Genomic DNA, 19,506 nt, shown 5'->3' on the forward strand with positions numbered 1-19,506 from the left:
AAATTTATAAAAAAAGACACTTTATTTTAAATACATATTTTTGGGGCTTATTTATACTAATGGTAAGCATTATTAGAGACGACGTCATGTTTACTATTATGAGATAAAGTAGGTGATTCAAATGAGTTCTGCGATATTATTGAGAGCGGAAGGAATTACAAAATCGTTCCCCGGAGTAAAAGCATTGTCAAACGTGGATTTCAATTTACGAAGAGGCGAAATTCACTCGCTAATGGGTGAGAATGGAGCAGGGAAATCCACGTTAATTAAGGTTTTAACAGGTGTATATGAAAAAGATGAAGGAACGTTTTATTTGGAGGGTGAAAAAATTAATCCAGACTCCCCCCAGGAGGCACAACGATTAGGAATTAGTACAGTGTACCAAGAAATCAACTTGTGTGAAAACCTTTCAGTGGCAGAAAACATCTTCATTGGAAGGGAACCTAAACGCAGTGGAAGAATTGACTGGAAAGAAATGAACCGAAGAGCGGAGAAAATTCTGTCGGAAAGATTAAGGATAAATATAGATGTGACGAAAATTTTATCATCTTATTCAACAGCTGTTCAACAAATGGTAGCTATTGCCAGAGCTGTCGATATTTCAAGTGGCATATTAATTCTGGATGAACCCACTTCAAGTTTGGATAAAAATGAAGTGAGGCAGTTGTTTGATGTCATGCTGAATTTAAAAAATGAAGGTATGGGTATTATTTTTGTCAGCCATTTCTTAGATCAAATTTTTGAAATAACCGACCGGATTACCGTGCTTAGAAACGGTAAAAAAATAGGAGAATATGAGACCCAAAAGATATCAAGAACAGAACTGGTATCTAAAATGATTGGCAGAGAATGGGGAGAAAATACTTCTAGTCAGAATCACAGGACTAGAAGAGAAAGAAGTCAGGAAGAATTTTTAACTGCCAACAATTTAGGCAGGCAAGGAATGATTAATCCAATCAGCTTATCTATCCGTAAAGGAGAAGTTTTAGGGTTAGCTGGATTGTTGGGTTCAGGAAGGACAGAAATAGCTAAGGTAATCTTTGGAATAGATAAGGCTGATCAAGGTGTTCTAACCATTGATCATGAAATGATCCGGTCGATGAATCCAAAGGTTGCGATCGAAAAAGGGTTAAGTTTTTGCCCTGAAGACCGTAAAATGGAAGGTATTGTAAATGAATTGACAATTCGTGAGAATATTGTCTTAGGTTTACAGACGAAACAGGGATTATTTAGACATATTCCGATCAAAAAACAAAAAGAAATTGCCCAAAAGTATATAGATCTGTTAAGAATTAAAACACCTAGTATGGAACAAAGAATCGATCATCTGAGCGGTGGAAATCAGCAAAAGGTAATCCTTGCAAGGTGGTTAGCAACGAATCCGAAATTACTAATATTAGACGAGCCAACACGAGGAATTGATGTTGGATCAAAGGGTGAAATTCGCAAATTAATCTTAGATCTGGCAGCGGAGGGTTTATCGATATTGTTTATTTCTGCCGAGTTAGAAGAAGTGGTTGCGTGCTGTGACAGAGTCGTTGTGCTTCGAGACCGATACAAAATTGGAGAATTGCAAGGGGAAGAAATGACTGAGTCTAGGATCATGGATATGATAGCGGAAGGAGAGGGTGTAATTGAAGCAAGCACTATCTAACTTTACCCAAATGAAAATTTTTTGGCCACTGGTAGCGTTATTTGCACTTCTCCTTCTAAATTCGATTTTCATTCCTGGCTTTTTTTCAATAGAGTTAAAGGATGGGCACTTATTTGGAAGTTTAATTGATATTTTAAATCGTGTAGTGCCGTTGTTAATCATTGCTATAGGTATGACTCTTGTGATAGCAAAAGAGGGTATTGATATTTCAGTTGGTTCAGTTTTGGCTATATCTGGGGCACTGGCTGCTTCAATGATGGACACCACTTCCGTTTGGGTGGCGCTAATGGCAGCAGTTATTGTTGGGATCTTATGCGGCCTATGGAATGGGATATTGGTTGCTGTTTTTGAAATACAGCCAATGGTTGCCACTTTAATCTTGTTAACAGTAGGCAGAGGGATTGCCCAGTTGATAACAGGCGGGCAGATATTAACGATTGATAATGATGTATATGGATACCTTGGCTCTGGTTTTCTATTCGGACTGCCTTTTCCAATATTTATCGGCACTGCCATCCTGTTGATCATGATTGTTCTGAAGAAAAGAACAGCTATGGGACTTTTCCTTGAATCAATAGGCAGTAACAAGACTGCTAGTCAATTCGCTGGAATTCAACCAAAGAAGATTATTATCCTCGTTTATACCATTTGTGGAGTATGTGCGGCAATTGCAGGGATTATTGTAAGTGCCAATGTTAGCAGTGCGGATTCCAATAATGCCGGTTTATGGATTGAGCTCGATGCTATTTTAGCTGTTGTTATTGGTGGTACTTCTATGCGTGGCGGAAGATATTTTCTAGGTGGCACGGTAGTTGGCGCTTTATTTATTCAGACGTTAACTACAACCATCTATTCTGTTGGAATAAATCCTCAAATTGTTATGGTTGTAAAAGCCTTTGTTGTTATTATTGTATGTCTATTTCAGTCAGAGGAATTTAGAAAACTCTTTTCGCAAGTTAGAAATAAGAAGGTGAGCATCTCATGAGGCTATTAAAATTTAGTATGAAAGAAAATCATATTTTCATCGTGGCTACCATTCTATTAATTGTCTTATTATTCGGATATGGATCATTTTCCTACACTGGTTTTTTTAGTTCACAAGTATTTTTAAATCTATTTATTGATAATGCCTATTTAATCATTGTTGCTACCGGTTTGGCGTTTGTCATTATCACCGGGGGGATTGACTTATCGGTTGGCGCGTTAGTTGCCTTTATTAGCATGGTTTCGGCTTCGTTGTTACAGCAGGGGTTAAATGCGTATCTTGTTATGCTGCTTACGTTACTCATTGGCGTCCTTTTCGGTGCATGTCAAGGGTATTTGATCTATCGCTTCGATTTACATCCTTGGATTGTTACACTGGCAGGCATGTTCCTAGCAAGAGGAGCAAGTTTCCTGATTAGTACAGAAAGTATTGTCATAACAAATGAAACCTATAGCTCTATTTCGCAGGCGAAAGTTTATTTGATGGGAGATAGTTACATTTCAATAGGAACGATTATTGCCCTCATCGTAGTGGCAGCTGCGATTTACATGGCTAAGTTTACAAAGTTTGGCCGAAATGTTTATGCCATTGGCGGGAATGTGAAATCAGCAAAATTAATGGGTCTCCCAGTGAAACAAACAACGATGATGGTCTATATTTTATCAGGATTTTGCTCTGCTTTAGGTGGCTTAGTTTTTACATTATACATGTTGTCGGGCTATGGACTCCACCTGCAAGGGATGGAAATGGATGCTATTGCCGCATGTGTTATTGGTGGTATTCTACTAACTGGGGGGTTCGGATATTTAATAGGACCCACACTTGGTGTCCTCAGTATGGGAATTATTCAAACCATTATCATGTTCCAAGGAACGCTTAGTTCGTGGTGGACGAAAATTGCTGTTGGCTTCCTTCTCTTTTTGTTCATCCTCTTACAAAGGCTGATCATCATGAGGCGCGGAAGAAAGCGGGTCATAAAACTTGAAAAAAAACCTAGTAATATACAAGTAAATTCTCATTCGGTTGCAAGTGATCTCGATTAGAAGTTTTTAATATGAAGAAAAAGGAGGAACAATGATGAAAAAAATCTTAGGAATATTCTTGGCAATCTTCCTATTTGCAGGCTCAATTAACCTGCCTATGAAGGTTAAAGCCGCAGATCCCACGATGGATGGGCACGGTTTGTTGGGGGAGTTTTTTAAAGTAGAACCAAACCCAGATAATCGAGAAGATATTAATGTATTTAATTTTGATGATAAGCGGGGAGAAAGAGCCATTGGAAATTTGAATGGTGATTCCTTTGCAGGCATTTTTAATGAATTTTCAGGAACACCGGATTATAATACTGCTCGCTTTACTGGCACGATTGTGCCGAAATACACGGAGGATTATACCTTCCATATGATAGGGGATGACGGGTTTAGACTCTGGATTGATGGGAAGTTGATCATAGACTTTTGGGAGCAAAAATGGGAAATCGAACAAGTTAGTGCGCCAGTTTCATTAGAAGCAGGAAAGCATTATGATATTAAAGTTGAATATTTACAAGGCTGGGGAGGCTCTTCGCTCCGGATGGACTGGGAAAGTGCCAGCCAGAAAAGGGAGGTTGTTCCAGAATCAGCGCTTTTTTTGCCGATAGATCGTGTCATTACTACTAAAAAAAGTGATTTAACAGCAGAAATTCAAAAGCTAGATTACTTGATAGATAACTTTGCAGACAAAGTATCTAAAAACGTAGTAAACAACTTAAAGGCAACAAAAATTGAATCTCTGGAATTGCTTAATACAATTGATGATCAAGAAGGTGACGATAGAGAAAAGGCAGAGTTAATAATAAAGGAAGCTGAGACTGTATCGATTGCCCGTTCCGACTTTATGAAAGAAATGGGTGTCACAAGTTCTACAGTACATGACAAATTTAACAATCCGTTATATCAAGGACAGGACCCATTTGTAACGTACAAAGATGGATTCTATTACTTTGTTTCTTCTAGTAACTTAGATTCTAACAATAAAGTTTATGTATCCAAATCCCGTACATTGACAGATCAAGGTGAGAAGGTAATGGTCTATGATTCAAAAGGAACACAAACGCGTATTTTTGCTCCAGAAATCTTCTTCTTTGATGGCAAATGGTATATCTATTACTGTGCTGACTTGAAGGAATATGGATACAAACATATGGGAACCGTGTTGGAATCTGTTACCGATGATCCGCAAGGGGAGTATGTGGATAAAGGTGCATTATATCTGGGGGAAAACGGTAAGTATAAACAAGCGAACGATTTAACGGTTTTTGAAAATAAGGGCCAGCTGTATGCTGTTTGGGGTACCTTAGGTGAGGGTGAACCAATTGGTCCCGCAATTGCTCCAATGGATAATCCCTACACCATTACAAAGGACCGCTCATTCTTACCAGGCGGCGGCGGGGAAGGTCCTCGTGTATTACAAAAAGATGGAAAAGTATTTATCACCATGTCGGTTGGGGATTATCAAGCAAATGATTATCGCTTATCCTATTTTATGAATACCGATGGAGATATTTTAAATCCCAATTCTTGGACTCGTAAAGAAAATGTGTTTGTTGCTACGAAAGAAGTATCAGGTCCTGCCAGAGCAGGTTTTGTCAAATCAGTAGACGATACCGAAGATTGGATGATCTATCATTCACGAGTCTACAAAGATACTGGGCGTAACTCGTGGCGTCAAGTAAATATTAAGAAATTTGGCTGGAATGAGGATGGAACACCTAACTTTGGTGAACCGGTTTCTCCATATGAATGGCAGGAATTACCTTCTGGTGATTTAGGGCAAGGTGATATGTATCAAGCAGAAGATGCTATTCATTTAGGTGATATTACAACAGATAATAGCTATAAAAATTTTCAGGGAACGGGCTATATTAACTTGCCAAAAAAATCTGGTGCGGAAGCAAATTTTGTTGTATCTGCAAAAGATGCTGGTGATTATATCGTAGGGACTAGATATGCATATGGTGTTCAAGTAGAAGGGGAGTCTACCGATAACTCAAGCATACAGTTACCTGCAAGAGCAAAGATCAATGTATATGTCAATGGGATCCATGTAAAAACAATTACACCCGATAAAACAGCCACCAGCTGGGAAGAATGGTTTACAGCTACTGAACGGTTGAGTCTTAAGGCCGGAAAAAATGTCATTAGTTATCGAATTGATAATGGAAGTATTGGTAATGTGAATTTTGATTATCTAACGATGTATAAGGCAGATGTACCCAATCCGACGGTTAGTTTAGATGGGATGAAAAAAATCATTGCTGAATCTAAAAAGGATGGGAAAATTGATCATCCATTGGCCACCCAACTTAGCAACAGTCTAGACGGAGCAGCACAACAATTGGAGAAAAAGAACAAGAAGCAAGCAATTAGTAAAATGAACGATTTCTTAAAGCATTTAAATAATGAAGCAATGAAAAAGTTCATTGCAGATGAAACAAAGGACATTCTCAATCAAGATGCAAAAGCATTAATCGATTTTTGGGAGTAGTTTATAGTAGTCTCTATAAAGAGTGAAGTCTGGTCTTAAAAATATTTAAAGTAAGAGCATTTCTTTGTAATGAGAAATGCTTTTTTTTGTTTAAAGTTAAAAGGAATTATAAATAACAACAATAATATAATAAAAATCAGCAAAAGTTTATTGAAAAACGATATATAATGTGTTAAATTCATATTGTTATTTAATAAGTGAGGTGTCTTAAATGAATGTTAAACGAGGTTCAATCACTTTCTTAAAGGTCATTATTTTTATGGTTGGAATTGCAGTGCTTGCCGTGTGCTTATACTTTTTGCCTGATGCAGCCAGAAGAGATGCAATAGAACGTCCAGGTGATTATTCGCTATATCCACTTTTGGTATGTGCATATGGAATATGTATTACGTTTTCTGTGGCGGTGTATCAAATATTTAAACTTTTAACCTATGTCGAAAAGAATAATGCTTTTTCTGAGTTAGCTCTTCAATCTTTAAAGAAAATTAAAAAATGCACGTTTACTGTCATTTTCTTCATTTTATTAGGAATAGTTTATTTAAGGGTGCTTGTTCAATTCACAGGTGATGATGCAGCAGGTCCAATATCTATAGGTCTAATGAGTATCTTGGCAACAAGTGTTATCGCAGCCATTGTGGATGTACTTCAAAAAACTATAAAGGATTTCTTGGATTCACAGCCAAAAAACAATTAACATTTTTAAATATTAGATAGGTTGTTTTTGATGGAAGGTAGTAATCACATGATCCTTGAACCTTAAAAGAACTCAATAAAAATAAACAACAAATTAATCAAGTAAACTATCTAATAGTTAAGAAAGTTTCAATGTTAAATTTTATATAAATAACGTAAAAATGGCGTGCCAAAACTGTTGTCAGTTCGCACGCCATTTTTGTTGTCAATTTTATTATATGCACCTCAAAGTGGAACGGCTTAGTCTGGTCTTCCTCCTTTTCTTACGCTTTTTTATAGGCTAGAGGTAATAGGTATTTATAATTATCAGAAAATTGTAAATCTTAGCCACATATTGTAAATACCTTTACTAGAATTCTTGGTAAAGTTGTTTTGTAAAGACAAAAGAGGAGGAGATTTGGCAAGGTGAATTTTCCAGTTTTACTTGATCATGAATGAGTTCTATTAAGGGAGGTAAGGAATATGAAAAAAAAGCTATTGGTCTATTCGTCAATCGTTACGATTGCTCTATCACAGGCATTGGGATTAAGTGATTTAACAAAATCATCAGCAAAGGCAGCAACAATTGAAAAAGCTCATGGGTTAAAGGGGGAATATTATACCTCTTCAGGCCCCGGAAAGTTTGACTTCAAGGAATTGAAAACTACGATTGTCGATTACAATATTAATTTTCCTGATTTAGAACCAACATTAAATATGTTTACCGGCCAAAATGATGATGTTTCTGCTAGGTGGACAGGTAAGATTGTTCCTGAAAAAACAGAAGATTACACCTTTTACATGATAGGCGATAACGGTTTCAGAGTGTGGATTGATGGCAAGCTAGCGATTGATTTTTGGGAGGATAAATGGGATATTGAGCAAAAGAGTGCACCCATTTCGTTAGAAGCAGGGAAAGAATATGATATCAAAGTAGAATACTTTGAAAATTATGGCGGCTCCAATCTTAGACTCTATTGGTCTAGTGCGAGTACAGAAAAACAAATTGTCCCAAGCAGTGCTTTTTTCCTTCCAGATGGGTACAGCATAAGTAATGATATTAAAACAATAAAAGTTTTAGAAGACGGGAAGCATGTTGAATTAGCTTTTAATCATGAACTGGAAGCTTTGCCACAAGGACTTCAGAGACATTTTAAAGTGAAGTTAAGTGGACGTGAATGGGAACTTGTTAATCTTTCTTTAAAGAAACATGACCCTTCAACAATCGTACTCGAGACCACTGCACCAATCTATGAAAGATCGGCTACTAATGTGCTAGTAAGCTATGATGGAGAGGGGAATATCCTAACAAAAGAGGGAAATGAGGTATCTGCATTTACAAACAGAGCCGAAAACCTTTCCCAATTTAACATTGAATCACCATGGGCTGATAAAGTGGACCCTAAAAGTGTTTTACCAGATTATCCACGTCCACAATTGGTACGCGAGGATTGGATGAACCTTAATGGGAAATGGGAGTTTCAACGTGCAGCAGAGGGTGAAGCGGTTCCTGCAGGCAAGAAACTAAAGGAATCGATTCTTGTTCCATTTGCAGTCGAATCCGAGCTTTCTGGAATTGATAGACAGGAAAAACATATGTGGTATAAACGAGGCTTTACAGTCCCATCCAAATGGAATGGCGAAAGAATCAAATTGAATTTTGATGCTGTTGATTATAAAACCGTCGTCTATGTAAATGGAGTAAAAGCAGGAGAGCATATTGGAGGTTATGATTCCTTTAGCTTTGATATAACCGATCATTTAGTAAAGGGCAATAATGAACTGATTGTTGAAGTCTATGACGAAACTTCAGGCGGGCAAGCAAGAGGCAAGCAGACTACGAACCCAGAAGGTATTTGGTATGAATCTACTTCTGGAATTTGGCAATCTGTTTGGTTAGAACCGGTTGCTGAAACACATATTGAGTCGATCAAGACGGTTGCAGATATCCATGCGGATAAAGTAAATGTAACGGTTAATGGTAAGAATTTAGAAAACAAAACGATCGAAGCGATTGTGTATCAAAAAGGAAAGAAAGTAGGAGTGGCTACTGGTAAAGCTGGGGAAACAGTTGCTGTCCCTGTCCCAAGTCCACACTTATGGACAACAAAAGATCCATTTTTATATGATTTACAAGTCAATGTTAAGGATAATACTAGAGTTTTAGATACAGTGAAGAGTTATTTTGGAATGAGGGAAATTTCTCTTGGGAAAGTAAATGGTCAGCTTCGTCCATTATTGAATGGAGAATTTATTTTCCAAATGGGGCCTTTAGATCAAGGTTACTGGCCAGAAAGTGGGTTAACCGCACCAACAGAGGACGCATTAAAATTTGATATTGAAAAAACAAAAGACCTTGGTTTTAATATGATCCGGAAACATATCAAAGTGGAGCCAGAACGCTGGTATTATTGGGCAGACAAACTGGGTATGATTGTGTGGCAGGATATGCCGAGCATGGAGGGGTCTGGAGCAGGTGCAAGAGCCACGGATGCAGACCGTGCCCAATATGAACGTGAATACAAAGAAATGGTTCAAGAAAGATACAATCATCCATCAATCTTTTTATGGACGGTCTTTAATGAAGGCTGGGGTCAGTACGACACCAAGGGGGTAACAAATTATGTGAAAAGCCTTGATTCTACACGTTTAGTTTCGAATGCCAGTGGCTGGACTGACGCTGGAGCTGGGGATGTTTTAGACTGGCATACGTATACCGCTCCAAGATCACCACAAGTAGAAGAAAACCGAATTGCAGTAATTGGGGAATACGGCGGGCTCGGGTTGGCAACACCTGGACATGAGTGGGGCACAACTGGATGGAACTACGTCATGATGAAAGACGGTGAAGAAGTAACCAATACGTATGTCGATTATATTGAATCATTAAAACGTTATATGTATGCGAATGGTCTTAGTGCAGCTGTTTACACGCAAACGACCGATGTAGAAGGGGAGTTAAATGGACTGTTAACCTATGACAGGAAAATTGTTAAGATGGATGCAGATCGAGTCCGTGAAGCCAACCAGTCGTTAATCGCTTTATCATCCGCAAAAAATGTCTTAAAAGAAAAGCTTGATGGTGCAAAGGCCACCCAAAAAGGTGTGAAAAAAGGTAATGGACCGGGAGAATATTCGAAGGAAGCCATTGAATTTTTGAAGGACTCCATCAAAGCAGCTAAAATGGTCTACAATGATCCACACGCTACTTCAGATGAACAATTTTCTGCTGTTGACACTCTAACAAAACAATTAAGGGAATTTAAGGAGATGGTTAACCCTCCAATTGAAGCAGGGGCTCAAGTGGACCCATTTGATAGCTCCACATTGTCAAAAGCTTGGACCATATTCCAAGAAGATACTTCTAAATGGAGCTTAATAGAAAATCCAGGTCATTTAGTTATTACAGGTCAAAAAGGCGATTCTCATGAGAAAAGTAATGACATTAAGAATGTTTTCCTTCAGGATGCCCCATCTGGTGACTTTGAAATTACGACCAAACTAAACGCTCCTGTCCAAAATAACTATGAGCAAGGTGGATTGTATATTTGGCAAGATGCGGATAATTATGTTCGTCTTGGTCACGTCTGGGATAATGGCTTAAAACTTGAAGCAGCTAAGGAAGAAAATGCTAAATATAGTAAAGCCCAAAATATCGCACAACATCCTGGTGATGACACGGTTTACTTGAAAATTAAAAAAACTGGTAATGTCATTTCAACCTTTTTCTGGGCGAATGGGGAATGGCAAAAAGCAGCGGATCCCATTACATCTGATCTTAATGTAAGTAAAGTAGGAATTTATGGAACAAGTACTGTAAGTAATCAACTTGTGCCAATGACATTTGATTATTTTACAACGCAAGGTCTTCAATAAGCATTTGGAAGTGTAAGAACAGATACTTTTAATAAAAAATCCCACTTCTGCTAGTTTAAGTACGCTAAGTGGGATTTTATTTATTTTATGTTCTACTGCTTAGATATAATAAACAAAATAAAAAAGCCTTGAAAAATCAAGACTTTTTGACGTCCCGAAGAGGATTCGAACCTCCGACCTACAGTTTAGGAAACTGTTGCTCTATCCTGCTGAGCTATCGAGACAAGTTGTAATATTATTTTACTCGTTTCTAATAATATATCCCGTCCTGATTTCAGAAAGCATATTCAAGAAGCGGTTCAATCAGTACGCTGAAGTAAAAACTTGGCGACAAAACATATTAGGAACGTTATTTATTATAATTTGTTAATGACAAAAGGTCAATAAAAAAGTTGATATTATTGGAACGGTAGTTCTCTGGCCATTTCGGTTCCTTTCGAAGTTTTTTCACGGAATATCAACCAAACGATTAAACTGAGCCCAATTAATAAACCTTCCAGTGATAAAATGTACCATGGATAGGGGCCTAGTACATCTAATAAACTCGCACTGTCAGGCTTATGACTTAAGAACATATAATTTCCGCCCACCAGCTTATTGATCAACATAATGATTGGCATAAGCACATTTAAAAAGATACATAATTTTAAGACGGACCAAATTGTCGGCCGGTAACCTTTTGCCCATGTAAAATAAAGCGGCACCCAGATTTCCATCAGATGTGTATAAAAGAAATGGAAAAAGCGAAAATGTGGGAAGTCATAATTTAAAGCTGGAGTGAATAATGCCTGTGATGCGCCTAATAAAGCAGTAAATAATAATATCTCGTAGATAATTCTTTTCCTTGTCATCAACAGAAGGACGGTTAATATTAAACTAATGCTGCATAACTCCAATGGAATAGCGTGACTAACATTCCAACTGCCATTTATAATCATCCAAAAATGATAGGTCAATTCCATGATGATGAGAGTGATAGCGATACCGATTTCGGTCCATCTTCTTTGCTTAGCATTAAATTTATCTCTATTAAGATAGATAAAGATGGAACCTAGGATTAAGACTGCAATAATAACAAAATGACTGATTGAAAACATTTCAAAATCATAGTTTGTAAAGCTGCGTCCAAACACCCCATCCATTGCCCCACCACCTAATTTGTCTAATAGTACCTTTTCTAATTATATTCGATGGAATTGCTTTTACACCTCTTCAAAAATATAAAATATTTCCATTTCACTCCCTTCTATAATTAGGATTTTTCTTCCTAATAAAGTCCTCTAGAAGTATGGTATAATGATTTGTCGAAGAAAATCGAAAGTCTTTTTTTAGTGGAGGTCATTATGGCTGCATATACGCCGATGATACAACAATACTTAACCGTTAAGGCAGATTACCAAGATGCCTTTTTATTTTTTCGCTTAGGCGATTTTTATGAAATGTTTTTCGATGATGCCATTAAAGCATCACAAGAATTAGAAATAACTCTAACAAGCAGACAAGGTGGCACGGATGACCGGATTCCGATGTGCGGCGTTCCCTATCATTCTGCACCTAACTATATTGAACAGCTTATTTCAAAAGGCTTTAAAGTGGCGATTTGTGAGCAGGTTGAAGACCCGAAGCTGACCAAGGGTATGGTGAAAAGGGAAGTTGTCCAATTAATCACGCCTGGTACAGTGATGGAAGGGAAGGGTTTATCGGATAAAGAGAATAATTATATTGCCTCAATTACCCAATTTGATGATGAAACCTTTGGTTTCGCCTACAATGATATCTCAACTGGTGAAAGCCGAGTCACACTCCTATCGAAAAATTTTGATGAGGTCCTAAATGAGTTAGCCGTTCTAAGTGCGAAGGAAGTAGTTGTTGCGAGCAACTTTGACGGTGAATGGCAAAAGAAACTTCGGGAACGTGACGTCTTAGCGATTTCATTTGAAGATAATAGTTCAATAGATATGAATTTTTCTCATTTGCTAAAAGATTTGAATCAAGAAAAGCTAAAGCAAACAATGGCGCGGCTTTTTCATTATTTATACCGGTCGCAAAAAAGAAGTTTGGATCATCTACAGCCAGTCACCACCTACCAAATCCATCAATATATGAAAATTGATTACTATTCCAAACGTAATCTTGAATTAACAGAAACAATTCGTTCCAAAGGAAAAAAAGGTTCTTTATTATGGCTCTTAGATGAGACGATGACCGCAATGGGCGGAAGGATGTTAAAGCACTGGATCGACCGTCCATTAATCAGTCAAATTGAGATTGAATCGCGCCAATCGATTGTGGAAGTCCTAATATCACATTATTTTGAGCGTCAAGAACTACGTGAAAAACTAAAGGAAGTTTATGATTTAGAACGATTAGCTGGAAGAGTAGCCTTTGGGAATATCAATGCCCGTGATTTGGTCCAATTGAAGCGTTCGTTAATGCAGGTTCCATATTTACAACAAATTTTGCAAGGTATGAAGGATGAAAAAGTGAACCAAATCGCAGAGGTGCTTGATCCTTGTGAAGAAATTACGGATTTGTTGGAGCAGGCGATTGTTGAAAATCCACCGCTTTCCTTAAAAGAAGGGAATATGATTCGCGATGGGTACAATGCCCAGCTCGATCAATACCGTGATGCCAGCCGGAATGGAAAAACGTGGATTGCTCAGCTGGAACGGGAAGAACGTGAGAAGACCGGTATTAAATCACTAAAAGTTGGTTATAACCGTGTATTTGGTTATTATATTGAGATTACACGTGCAAACCTCCATCTGTTAGAAGAAGGAAAATACGAACGGAAACAAACATTATCCAATGCGGAACGGTTTATTACTCCGGATTTAAAAGAAAAAGAAGCATTAATTTTACAAGCAGAAGAAAAAAGCAGTGAACTGGAATATGAATTGTTTACGGAGATTCGCGAGATTGTAAAAGAACAGATTCCGCGTTTACAAGCATTAGCCAAAACGATTAGTGAACTGGATGTCCTGCAGTGCTTCGCTCAAGTAAGTGAAGACCGCCATTATGTCAAACCACAGTTTTCCATGGAGGGTCGTGTCGTTGTTAAAGAAGGCCGTCATCCCGTGGTAGAAAAGGTATTGAACGCCCAGGAATACGTCCCAAACGATTGCTTCATGGACAGCGACCGGGAAGTTTTATTGATTACAGGCCCGAACATGTCGGGGAAAAGTACCTATATGCGTCAAGTCGCTTTGGTTGCGATACTAGCGCAAATCGGCTGTTACGTCCCAGCCTCCGAAGCGGTCCTGCCCATTTTTGATCAAGTATTTACCCGGATTGGTGCAGCCGATGATTTAATTTCCGGACAAAGTACTTTTATGGTTGAGATGCTTGAAGCTAAAAATGCGATTTCAAATGCTACACAAAACAGCTTAATCTTATTTGACGAAATCGGGCGTGGTACTTCCACTTATGATGGGATGGCCCTTGCACAAGCAATCATTGAATACATTCATACCAATATTGGGGCAAAAACTCTTTTTTCCACCCATTATCATGAATTAACGGTTTTAGAGGAAGAACTATCTAAGCTGCAAAACATCCACGTTAGTGCGATTGAGCATAATGGAAAAGTCGTCTTTCTTCATAAAATAAAAGAAGGACCAGCCGACAAGAGTTACGGTATCCATGTCGCTCAGCTGGCAGGACTGCCTTCAGACTTAATCAGCCGTGCGAATGAAATATTAACTGCACTAGAGCAGTCTGATTCCCAGGAGGTCAAGCCGAAAACAGAAGTAGTGGAGGTAGTTCACGTAGAAGAACAGCCTGCTCAACTTTCTTTCTTTGATGAACCGAAAGATGTGAAGAAGCAAGAGTTATCTTCTAAAGAGAAGCGTGTGATTGATAAAATGAAGGAATTAGATATATTGGATTTAACACCACTTCAAGCAATAAATATGTTGTATGAGCTCCAAAAAAAGTTAAAGTAGGGGGTGAATCGGAATGGGGAAAATTATTCAATTAGATGATGCCTTATCAAATAAAATCGCAGCGGGAGAGGTAGTCGAGCGCCCTGCCTCCGTGGTAAAAGAGTTGGTTGAAAATTCAATTGACGCTGGCAGTACGGTGATTGAAATTGAAGTGGAAGAAGCCGGACTTGCCAAAATCCGCATTACCGACAATGGATATGGGATTGAGGAAGATGATGTGTTACTCGCCTTTCAACGCCATGCCACCTCTAAAATAAAGAATGAAAATGACTTGTTCCGAATCAGGACCCTCGGATTCCGGGGAGAGGCTCTGCCAAGTGTCGCCTCTGTTTCACGGCTCGAGATGAAAACTTCTACGGGTGAAGGGGCAGGAAATCGGGTGGTTATCGAGGGCGGAAAAGTGGAAATATTTGAGAAAGCATCGAGCCGAAGAGGAACCGATATTACGATTACCGATTTATTTTTCAATACACCTGCCCGCTTGAAATATATGAAGACCATTCATACCGAGCTTGGAAATATAACGGACGTTGTGAATCGATTGGCACTTTCCCATCCAGAAGTAGCCTTCCGCCTCATCCATAATGATAGGAAATTATTGCAAACCAATGGAAACGGAGATGTTCGCCAGGTCCTAGCATCGATTTATGGTTTGGGAATCGCCAAGCAGCTGGTTCCCATCTCCGGGACATCGCTCGATTATAACATCACTGGTTTTGCTTCCATGCCTGAGGTAACCAGAGCTTCACGAAACTATATTTCAACGATGATTAATGGCCGTTTTATCAAAAACTATCCATTAGCCAAGGCGATCCAAGAAGGCTACCATACTTTGCTTCCAATCGGCAGGTTCCCAATTGTTCTCCTTAACATTGAGATGGACCCATTGCTTGTGGACGTCAATGTTCACCCTTCCAAGATGGAGGTCCGTATTAGTAAAGAAGCAGAGTTGAATGAACTTGTCACAACGATGATAAAAGAGGAGTTTAAATCGAAAATCCTCATCCCGACAGCCTATACAGCCGTGAAAAAAGAAGCGGCAAAGGAAGAACAAACTTCCTTGGCCCTTGATGAAGGAACCATAACGCCCGTGGAGAGGAAAGAGTTGGAGTGGTTCCGGCCAGAAGCCACGGCAATCGTCCAAGAAAAACGTCCATCGCTGGGTGATGGCCCAACAGAAACACCTATTTCCAAATGGCCTATTCAACCCGAAATCGAAGAGGAAGAAACAATGGTGCCTGACACCTGGTTCGAGACGAATCCATTTAGTGAGGCGCCGGCTAGGTCTGATTCATATGTAAGCACTACTGTTCAACCCAACCCTGATATAATCGAGACTAAGTGTGACACGCCTTCAGAAAGTAGAGTCCCCCGGTTATATCCAATTGGGCAAATGCATGGGACCTATATTTTTGCTCAGAATGAAAATGGCTTATATATCATTGACCAGCACGCAGCCCAAGAGCGGTTAAAGTACGAGTATTTCCGGGAAAAGGTAGGTCAGGTCCAATCTGAGTTACAAGAAATGCTGGTACCCTTAACGTTTGAATATTCGACGGATGAATTTTTGAAAATAAATGAATACCAACACGAGCTCGAAAAAGTTGGAGTTTTTCTTGAGGAGTTCGGGATTAATAGCTATATTGTTCGTTCCCACCCGCAGTGGTTTCCAAAAGGGGAGGAAAAAGAAATCATTGAAGAGATGATTGAGCAGCTATTATTAATGAAAAAGGTAGATATTAAAAAACTACGTGAAGAAGCCGCGATTATGATGAGTTGTAAGGCATCCATAAAAGCGAACCGCCATTTACGAAATGACGAGATCCAAGCACTCTTGGATGATCTACGTAAGGCCTCCGATCCATTTACGTGTCCGCATGGTAGACCAATCATTGTCCATTATTCGGTTTATGAAATGGAAAAAATGTTTAAACGGGTCATGTGATTTTCTATATGTAGAAAGCGAGCACAGAACCTATGAGAAGAGCAAAGAGCCTTACTCTTTATTGAGTAAGGCTTTTTGCTCTTCTTTAATTCCGAAGCATCAGCCAAGTTCTTGACGGCGTTTTTGTCTATTTCTCTGCAATTCTCCCTGTTTCCACGTATATTTTTGCATATACAACTTTAAAACATCATTAATTGTCTTTCCGCTTTTTTCTACTGCTTCCAAAAATCTGTCTCTAATATGTGGTGGAACGTCGATACTTACTTGAACCGTTTCGGTCAAATTCTTCTCCTTTAGTTCCTCTTTTCTTAGCTGCTGCATTAATCATGCCTCCCCTGTGCAATTAAAAAAAAAGAATAGTTTAAAAACAAAAAAAATTATAAATATTTATGATAAAATAATTTTAACAAGTGGAAGCGGATACAATGAAATTATATTTTTCGACAAATTTCGACATTTTCTGGCATGGAGGTTTTCTGTATCCGATTAATTAACTCTTTGAAACTAACAAGCATTAAATGGCGATCTAATAATAAAGAAAAAGCTGCAGAATTCTACAGCTTTTTTCAAAAAGTTTTTATATAGGGGAGTATGCTTGGTTTCGCTCTTGAATTGGTTTATTTCATTGCGGCTTGCACTTTACTCATGTACTGCAGGGCCCTGCCAGTACCCATTGCTACTGATTCAAGCGGGTTTGGAGCAAGCTGGACGGGAACGACGATTTCTTGGCTTAGCCATGCTTCCATTCCATTTAATAAAGCTCCACCACCTGTCAGAATCACACCACGGTCGACAATGTCCCCGCTTAGTTCGGCTGGACAATCTTCTAGAGTTGCACGGATGGCTTCTAAAATATGCAAAAGTGCTTCCTTGATAGCCACACGGATTTCATATGATGATAGTTTAATTGTTTTTGGCAGACCTGTTACAAGGTCACGACCGCGGATGTCCATGAAAATTTCCTCGTGGTCAATGAGGGCATATCCAATTTCCATCTTGATGTTTTCCGCTGTTCTTTCGCCGATTAGGATATTATATTCTTTTCGAATATGTTGAATGATATCTTCATCCAGACGGTCTCCACCGATTTTAATGGAATGGCAGGCAACTACACCACCAAAGGAGATAATGGCAACTTCCGTATTACCGCCGCCAATATCAACCACAACATTGGCAACTGGTTCATCAACTGGCATTCCTGCCCCGATTGCTGCTGCGACCGGTTCTTCAATTAAGCTGATTTTCTTTGCACCAGCTTGTCTTACCGCATCTTGGATCGCTCTTCTCTCCACACTTGTAGAACCAGATGGGATACTAACGACAACATTTGGTTTCCGGACGGCAAAACCAATCTTTTTGGATGCCTTGCGCATGATATGTTTCAGTAATTCAGTCGTTACATCATAATCGGCGATTACTCCATCCTTCATCGGACGAATAGCCACGATTTTTTCAGGTGTTTTTCCAATCATTTCTTTAGCTTCCTGACCAACAGCTACTACATTTTTGGTGACCGTATCGATTGCCACCACCGCTGGTTCATTTATCGCAATTCCTTTATTTTTACTATACACAAGTATATTTGCAGTTCCTAAATCAATTCCAATATCAAAAGTTGATAACATCTTTTTTCACCTTATTCCATTATTTTTGGTTACTAGATATGCTACGGGTAGTCTATCATAAAGTTGGGGGTAGTAAGCGGTTTGTAAATGAACCGTTATCCTTTTGTAAAGTTACAAGAAAATTATTCCTTTTTGGTAATGAAAATGAAAAATTATGATTCATATGGATTAGGAGCATAGAAAAGAACTTTTATGTATATAATAGTTTGATGTTCAACTGCTTTTTAAATTTATGTTACGATGAAGGGGTGAAAGTGGAATCGAAAGCGTGCTTTCACTGAAAATGGGATAAGGCAGTGTGAAAATATTGGATTTAAAACAAAAGTTATTAGTAATCATCGGACCAACTGCTGTCGGAAAAACAAAGTTAAGTATCGAAATGGCTAAACGCTATAATGGAGAGATTATCAGCGGGGACTCGATGCAGATCTATCGTGGCATGGATATTGGTACAGCAAAAATTAAACCAGAAGAAATGGAAGGAATTCCACACCATCTAATTGATATTAAGGAGCCAACTGAAAATTTTTCGGTTGCCGAATTTCAACACCTTGTTCGGGCTAAGATTGATGAGATTGTCCAAAAAGGCAAGCTGCCTATCATTGCTGGTGGAACAGGGTTATATATACAGTCTGTCATTTATGATTATCAATTTTCCGATGTGCCCGGTGATGAGACGTATCGTCTTATGCTGGAGGAAAGAGTAAAGGAAATCGGAAATGAAGCTCTGTATAAAGAATTAATAGAGGTGGATCCTGAAAGTGCTTCACAAATCCACCCGAATAATATAAGAAGAGTCATTCGTGCTCTTGAAATTTTCCATCTGACAGGGAAAACAATGCAAGAGTTTCAAAGTACGCAGCAACCAGACCTTTTGTACGATACTGCGATTATTGGGTTAACAATGGAACGAGAGAAACTTTATGAGCGGATCAACTACCGAGTGGATATCATGGTTGAGGAAGGGCTCATAGAAGAAGTAAAACGTCTATATCAACAGGGTTTACGTGATTGCCAATCCATCCAAGCGATAGGCTACAAAGAGATTTTTACATACTTTGATGGTAAAATGTCGTTAGAAGAAGCAATAGCCAATTTAAAGCAAAATTCGAGAAGATACGCAAAAAGACAATTGACATGGTTTCGGAACAAGATGGATGTTGTTTGGTTTGATATGACCGATGTGGAGAATATATCAAAAAAAATAAAGGAAATTTCACATTGTGTTGAAGGAAAGCTTAAAGTAAAATCGAATACATATTAGTAGAGATAAAAGAGGA

General features: G+C 38.7%; 12 protein-coding genes and 1 tRNA gene. 9 read left to right on the forward strand and 4 right to left on the reverse strand.

The annotated features are described in order from the left end of the window. Positions 1-121: 121 nt before the first annotated feature. From AC4QJR_RS09305 to AC4QJR_RS09330, 6 genes are all read left to right on the forward strand, one after another. A complete protein-coding gene (locus AC4QJR_RS09305) occupies positions 122-1,654 on the forward strand; it encodes a sugar ABC transporter ATP-binding protein (protein ID WP_496525957.1) in 1,533 nt (510 codons plus the stop codon). Further along, complete coding sequence (locus AC4QJR_RS09310; RefSeq protein ID WP_496525958.1) at positions 1,635-2,639, forward strand: ABC transporter permease; 1,005 nt, start codon at positions 1,635-1,637, stop codon at positions 2,637-2,639. The genes AC4QJR_RS09305 and AC4QJR_RS09310 overlap by 20 nt, the downstream gene beginning before the upstream one ends. Continuing rightward, positions 2,636-3,682, forward strand: coding sequence for a galactofuranose ABC transporter, permease protein YjfF (gene yjfF / locus AC4QJR_RS09315; RefSeq protein WP_496525959.1), 1,047 nt, complete (start codon positions 2,636-2,638; stop codon positions 3,680-3,682). The genes AC4QJR_RS09310 and yjfF overlap by 4 nt, the downstream gene beginning before the upstream one ends. Positions 3,683-3,713: 31 nt before the next feature. Continuing rightward, positions 3,714-6,164: a family 43 glycosylhydrolase gene (locus tag AC4QJR_RS09320; RefSeq protein ID WP_496525960.1), complete on the forward strand. Its 2,451-nt coding sequence runs from the start codon at positions 3,714-3,716 to the stop codon at positions 6,162-6,164. Between the two features lie 211 nt (positions 6,165-6,375). Then, positions 6,376-6,858 (forward strand): DUF2975 domain-containing protein, encoded by a 483-nt coding sequence (locus AC4QJR_RS09325; RefSeq protein ID WP_496525961.1) that lies wholly within the window; start codon positions 6,376-6,378, stop codon positions 6,856-6,858. Positions 6,859-7,319: 461 nt separating this feature from the next. Next, on the forward strand, positions 7,320-10,712 hold the full coding sequence (locus tag AC4QJR_RS09330) for a PA14 domain-containing protein (protein WP_496525962.1): 3,393 nt from the start codon (positions 7,320-7,322) through the stop codon (positions 10,710-10,712). Positions 10,713-10,862: 150 nt separating this feature from the next. On the opposite strand, the gene AC4QJR_RS09335 is transcribed toward AC4QJR_RS09330, so the two are convergent. After that, positions 10,863-10,936: transfer RNA gene (locus AC4QJR_RS09335), tRNA-Arg, on the reverse strand. Positions 10,937-11,110: 174 nt separating this feature from the next. Continuing rightward, a complete protein-coding gene (locus AC4QJR_RS09340; RefSeq protein ID WP_496525963.1) occupies positions 11,111-11,854 on the reverse strand; it encodes a YwaF family protein in 744 nt (247 codons plus the stop codon). A gap of 201 nt (positions 11,855-12,055) precedes the next feature. Between AC4QJR_RS09340 and mutS the strand changes: the two genes are divergently transcribed. Next, positions 12,056-14,656, forward strand: a complete 2,601-nt coding sequence (mutS, locus tag AC4QJR_RS09345; protein WP_496525964.1) for a DNA mismatch repair protein MutS — start codon at positions 12,056-12,058, stop codon at positions 14,654-14,656. Positions 14,657-14,669: 13 nt separating this feature from the next. Further along, complete coding sequence (gene mutL, locus AC4QJR_RS09350; protein ID WP_496525965.1) at positions 14,670-16,601, forward strand: DNA mismatch repair endonuclease MutL; 1,932 nt, start codon at positions 14,670-14,672, stop codon at positions 16,599-16,601. Positions 16,602-16,700: 99 nt separating this feature from the next. On the opposite strand, the gene AC4QJR_RS09355 is transcribed toward mutL, so the two are convergent. Both AC4QJR_RS09355 and mreBH read right to left on the reverse strand, forming a co-directional pair. Continuing rightward, positions 16,701-16,922, reverse strand: a complete 222-nt coding sequence (locus tag AC4QJR_RS09355) for a hypothetical protein (RefSeq protein WP_098572228.1) — start codon at positions 16,920-16,922, stop codon at positions 16,701-16,703. A gap of 296 nt (positions 16,923-17,218) precedes the next feature. Beyond that, a complete protein-coding gene (gene mreBH / locus AC4QJR_RS09360; RefSeq protein ID WP_098572229.1) occupies positions 17,219-18,226 on the reverse strand; it encodes a rod-share determining protein MreBH in 1,008 nt (335 codons plus the stop codon). Positions 18,227-18,533: 307 nt separating this feature from the next. Between mreBH and miaA the strand changes: the two genes are divergently transcribed. Further along, positions 18,534-19,490, forward strand: coding sequence for a tRNA (adenosine(37)-N6)-dimethylallyltransferase MiaA (gene miaA / locus AC4QJR_RS09365; protein WP_496526646.1), 957 nt, complete (start codon positions 18,534-18,536; stop codon positions 19,488-19,490). Positions 19,491-19,506: the final 16 nt, after the last annotated feature.

The sequence above is a fragment of the Neobacillus sp. BP17 genome (assembly GCF_059579525.1).

Bases quoted from the DNA above. Each gene is read 5' to 3' on its own strand.
- AC4QJR_RS09305 (WP_496525957.1), top strand. From the start codon at position 122: ATGAGTTCTGCGATATTATTGAGAGCGGAAGGAATTACAAAATCGTTC.
- yjfF (WP_496525959.1), top strand. From the start codon at position 2,636: ATGAGGCTATTAAAATTTAGTATGAAAGAAAATCATATTTTCATCGTG.
- AC4QJR_RS09320 (WP_496525960.1), top strand. From the start codon at position 3,714: ATGATGAAAAAAATCTTAGGAATATTCTTGGCAATCTTCCTATTTGCA.
- AC4QJR_RS09325 (WP_496525961.1), top strand. From the start codon at position 6,376: ATGAATGTTAAACGAGGTTCAATCACTTTCTTAAAGGTCATTATTTTT.
- AC4QJR_RS09330 (WP_496525962.1), top strand. From the start codon at position 7,320: ATGAAAAAAAAGCTATTGGTCTATTCGTCAATCGTTACGATTGCTCTA.
- AC4QJR_RS09340 (WP_496525963.1), bottom strand. From the start codon at position 11,854: ATGGATGGGGTGTTTGGACGCAGCTTTACAAACTATGATTTTGAAATG.
- mutS (WP_496525964.1), top strand. From the start codon at position 12,056: ATGGCTGCATATACGCCGATGATACAACAATACTTAACCGTTAAGGCA.
- mutL (WP_496525965.1), top strand. From the start codon at position 14,670: ATGGGGAAAATTATTCAATTAGATGATGCCTTATCAAATAAAATCGCA.
- AC4QJR_RS09355 (WP_098572228.1), bottom strand. From the start codon at position 16,922: ATGCAGCAGCTAAGAAAAGAGGAACTAAAGGAGAAGAATTTGACCGAA.
- mreBH (WP_098572229.1), bottom strand. From the start codon at position 18,226: ATGTTATCAACTTTTGATATTGGAATTGATTTAGGAACTGCAAATATA.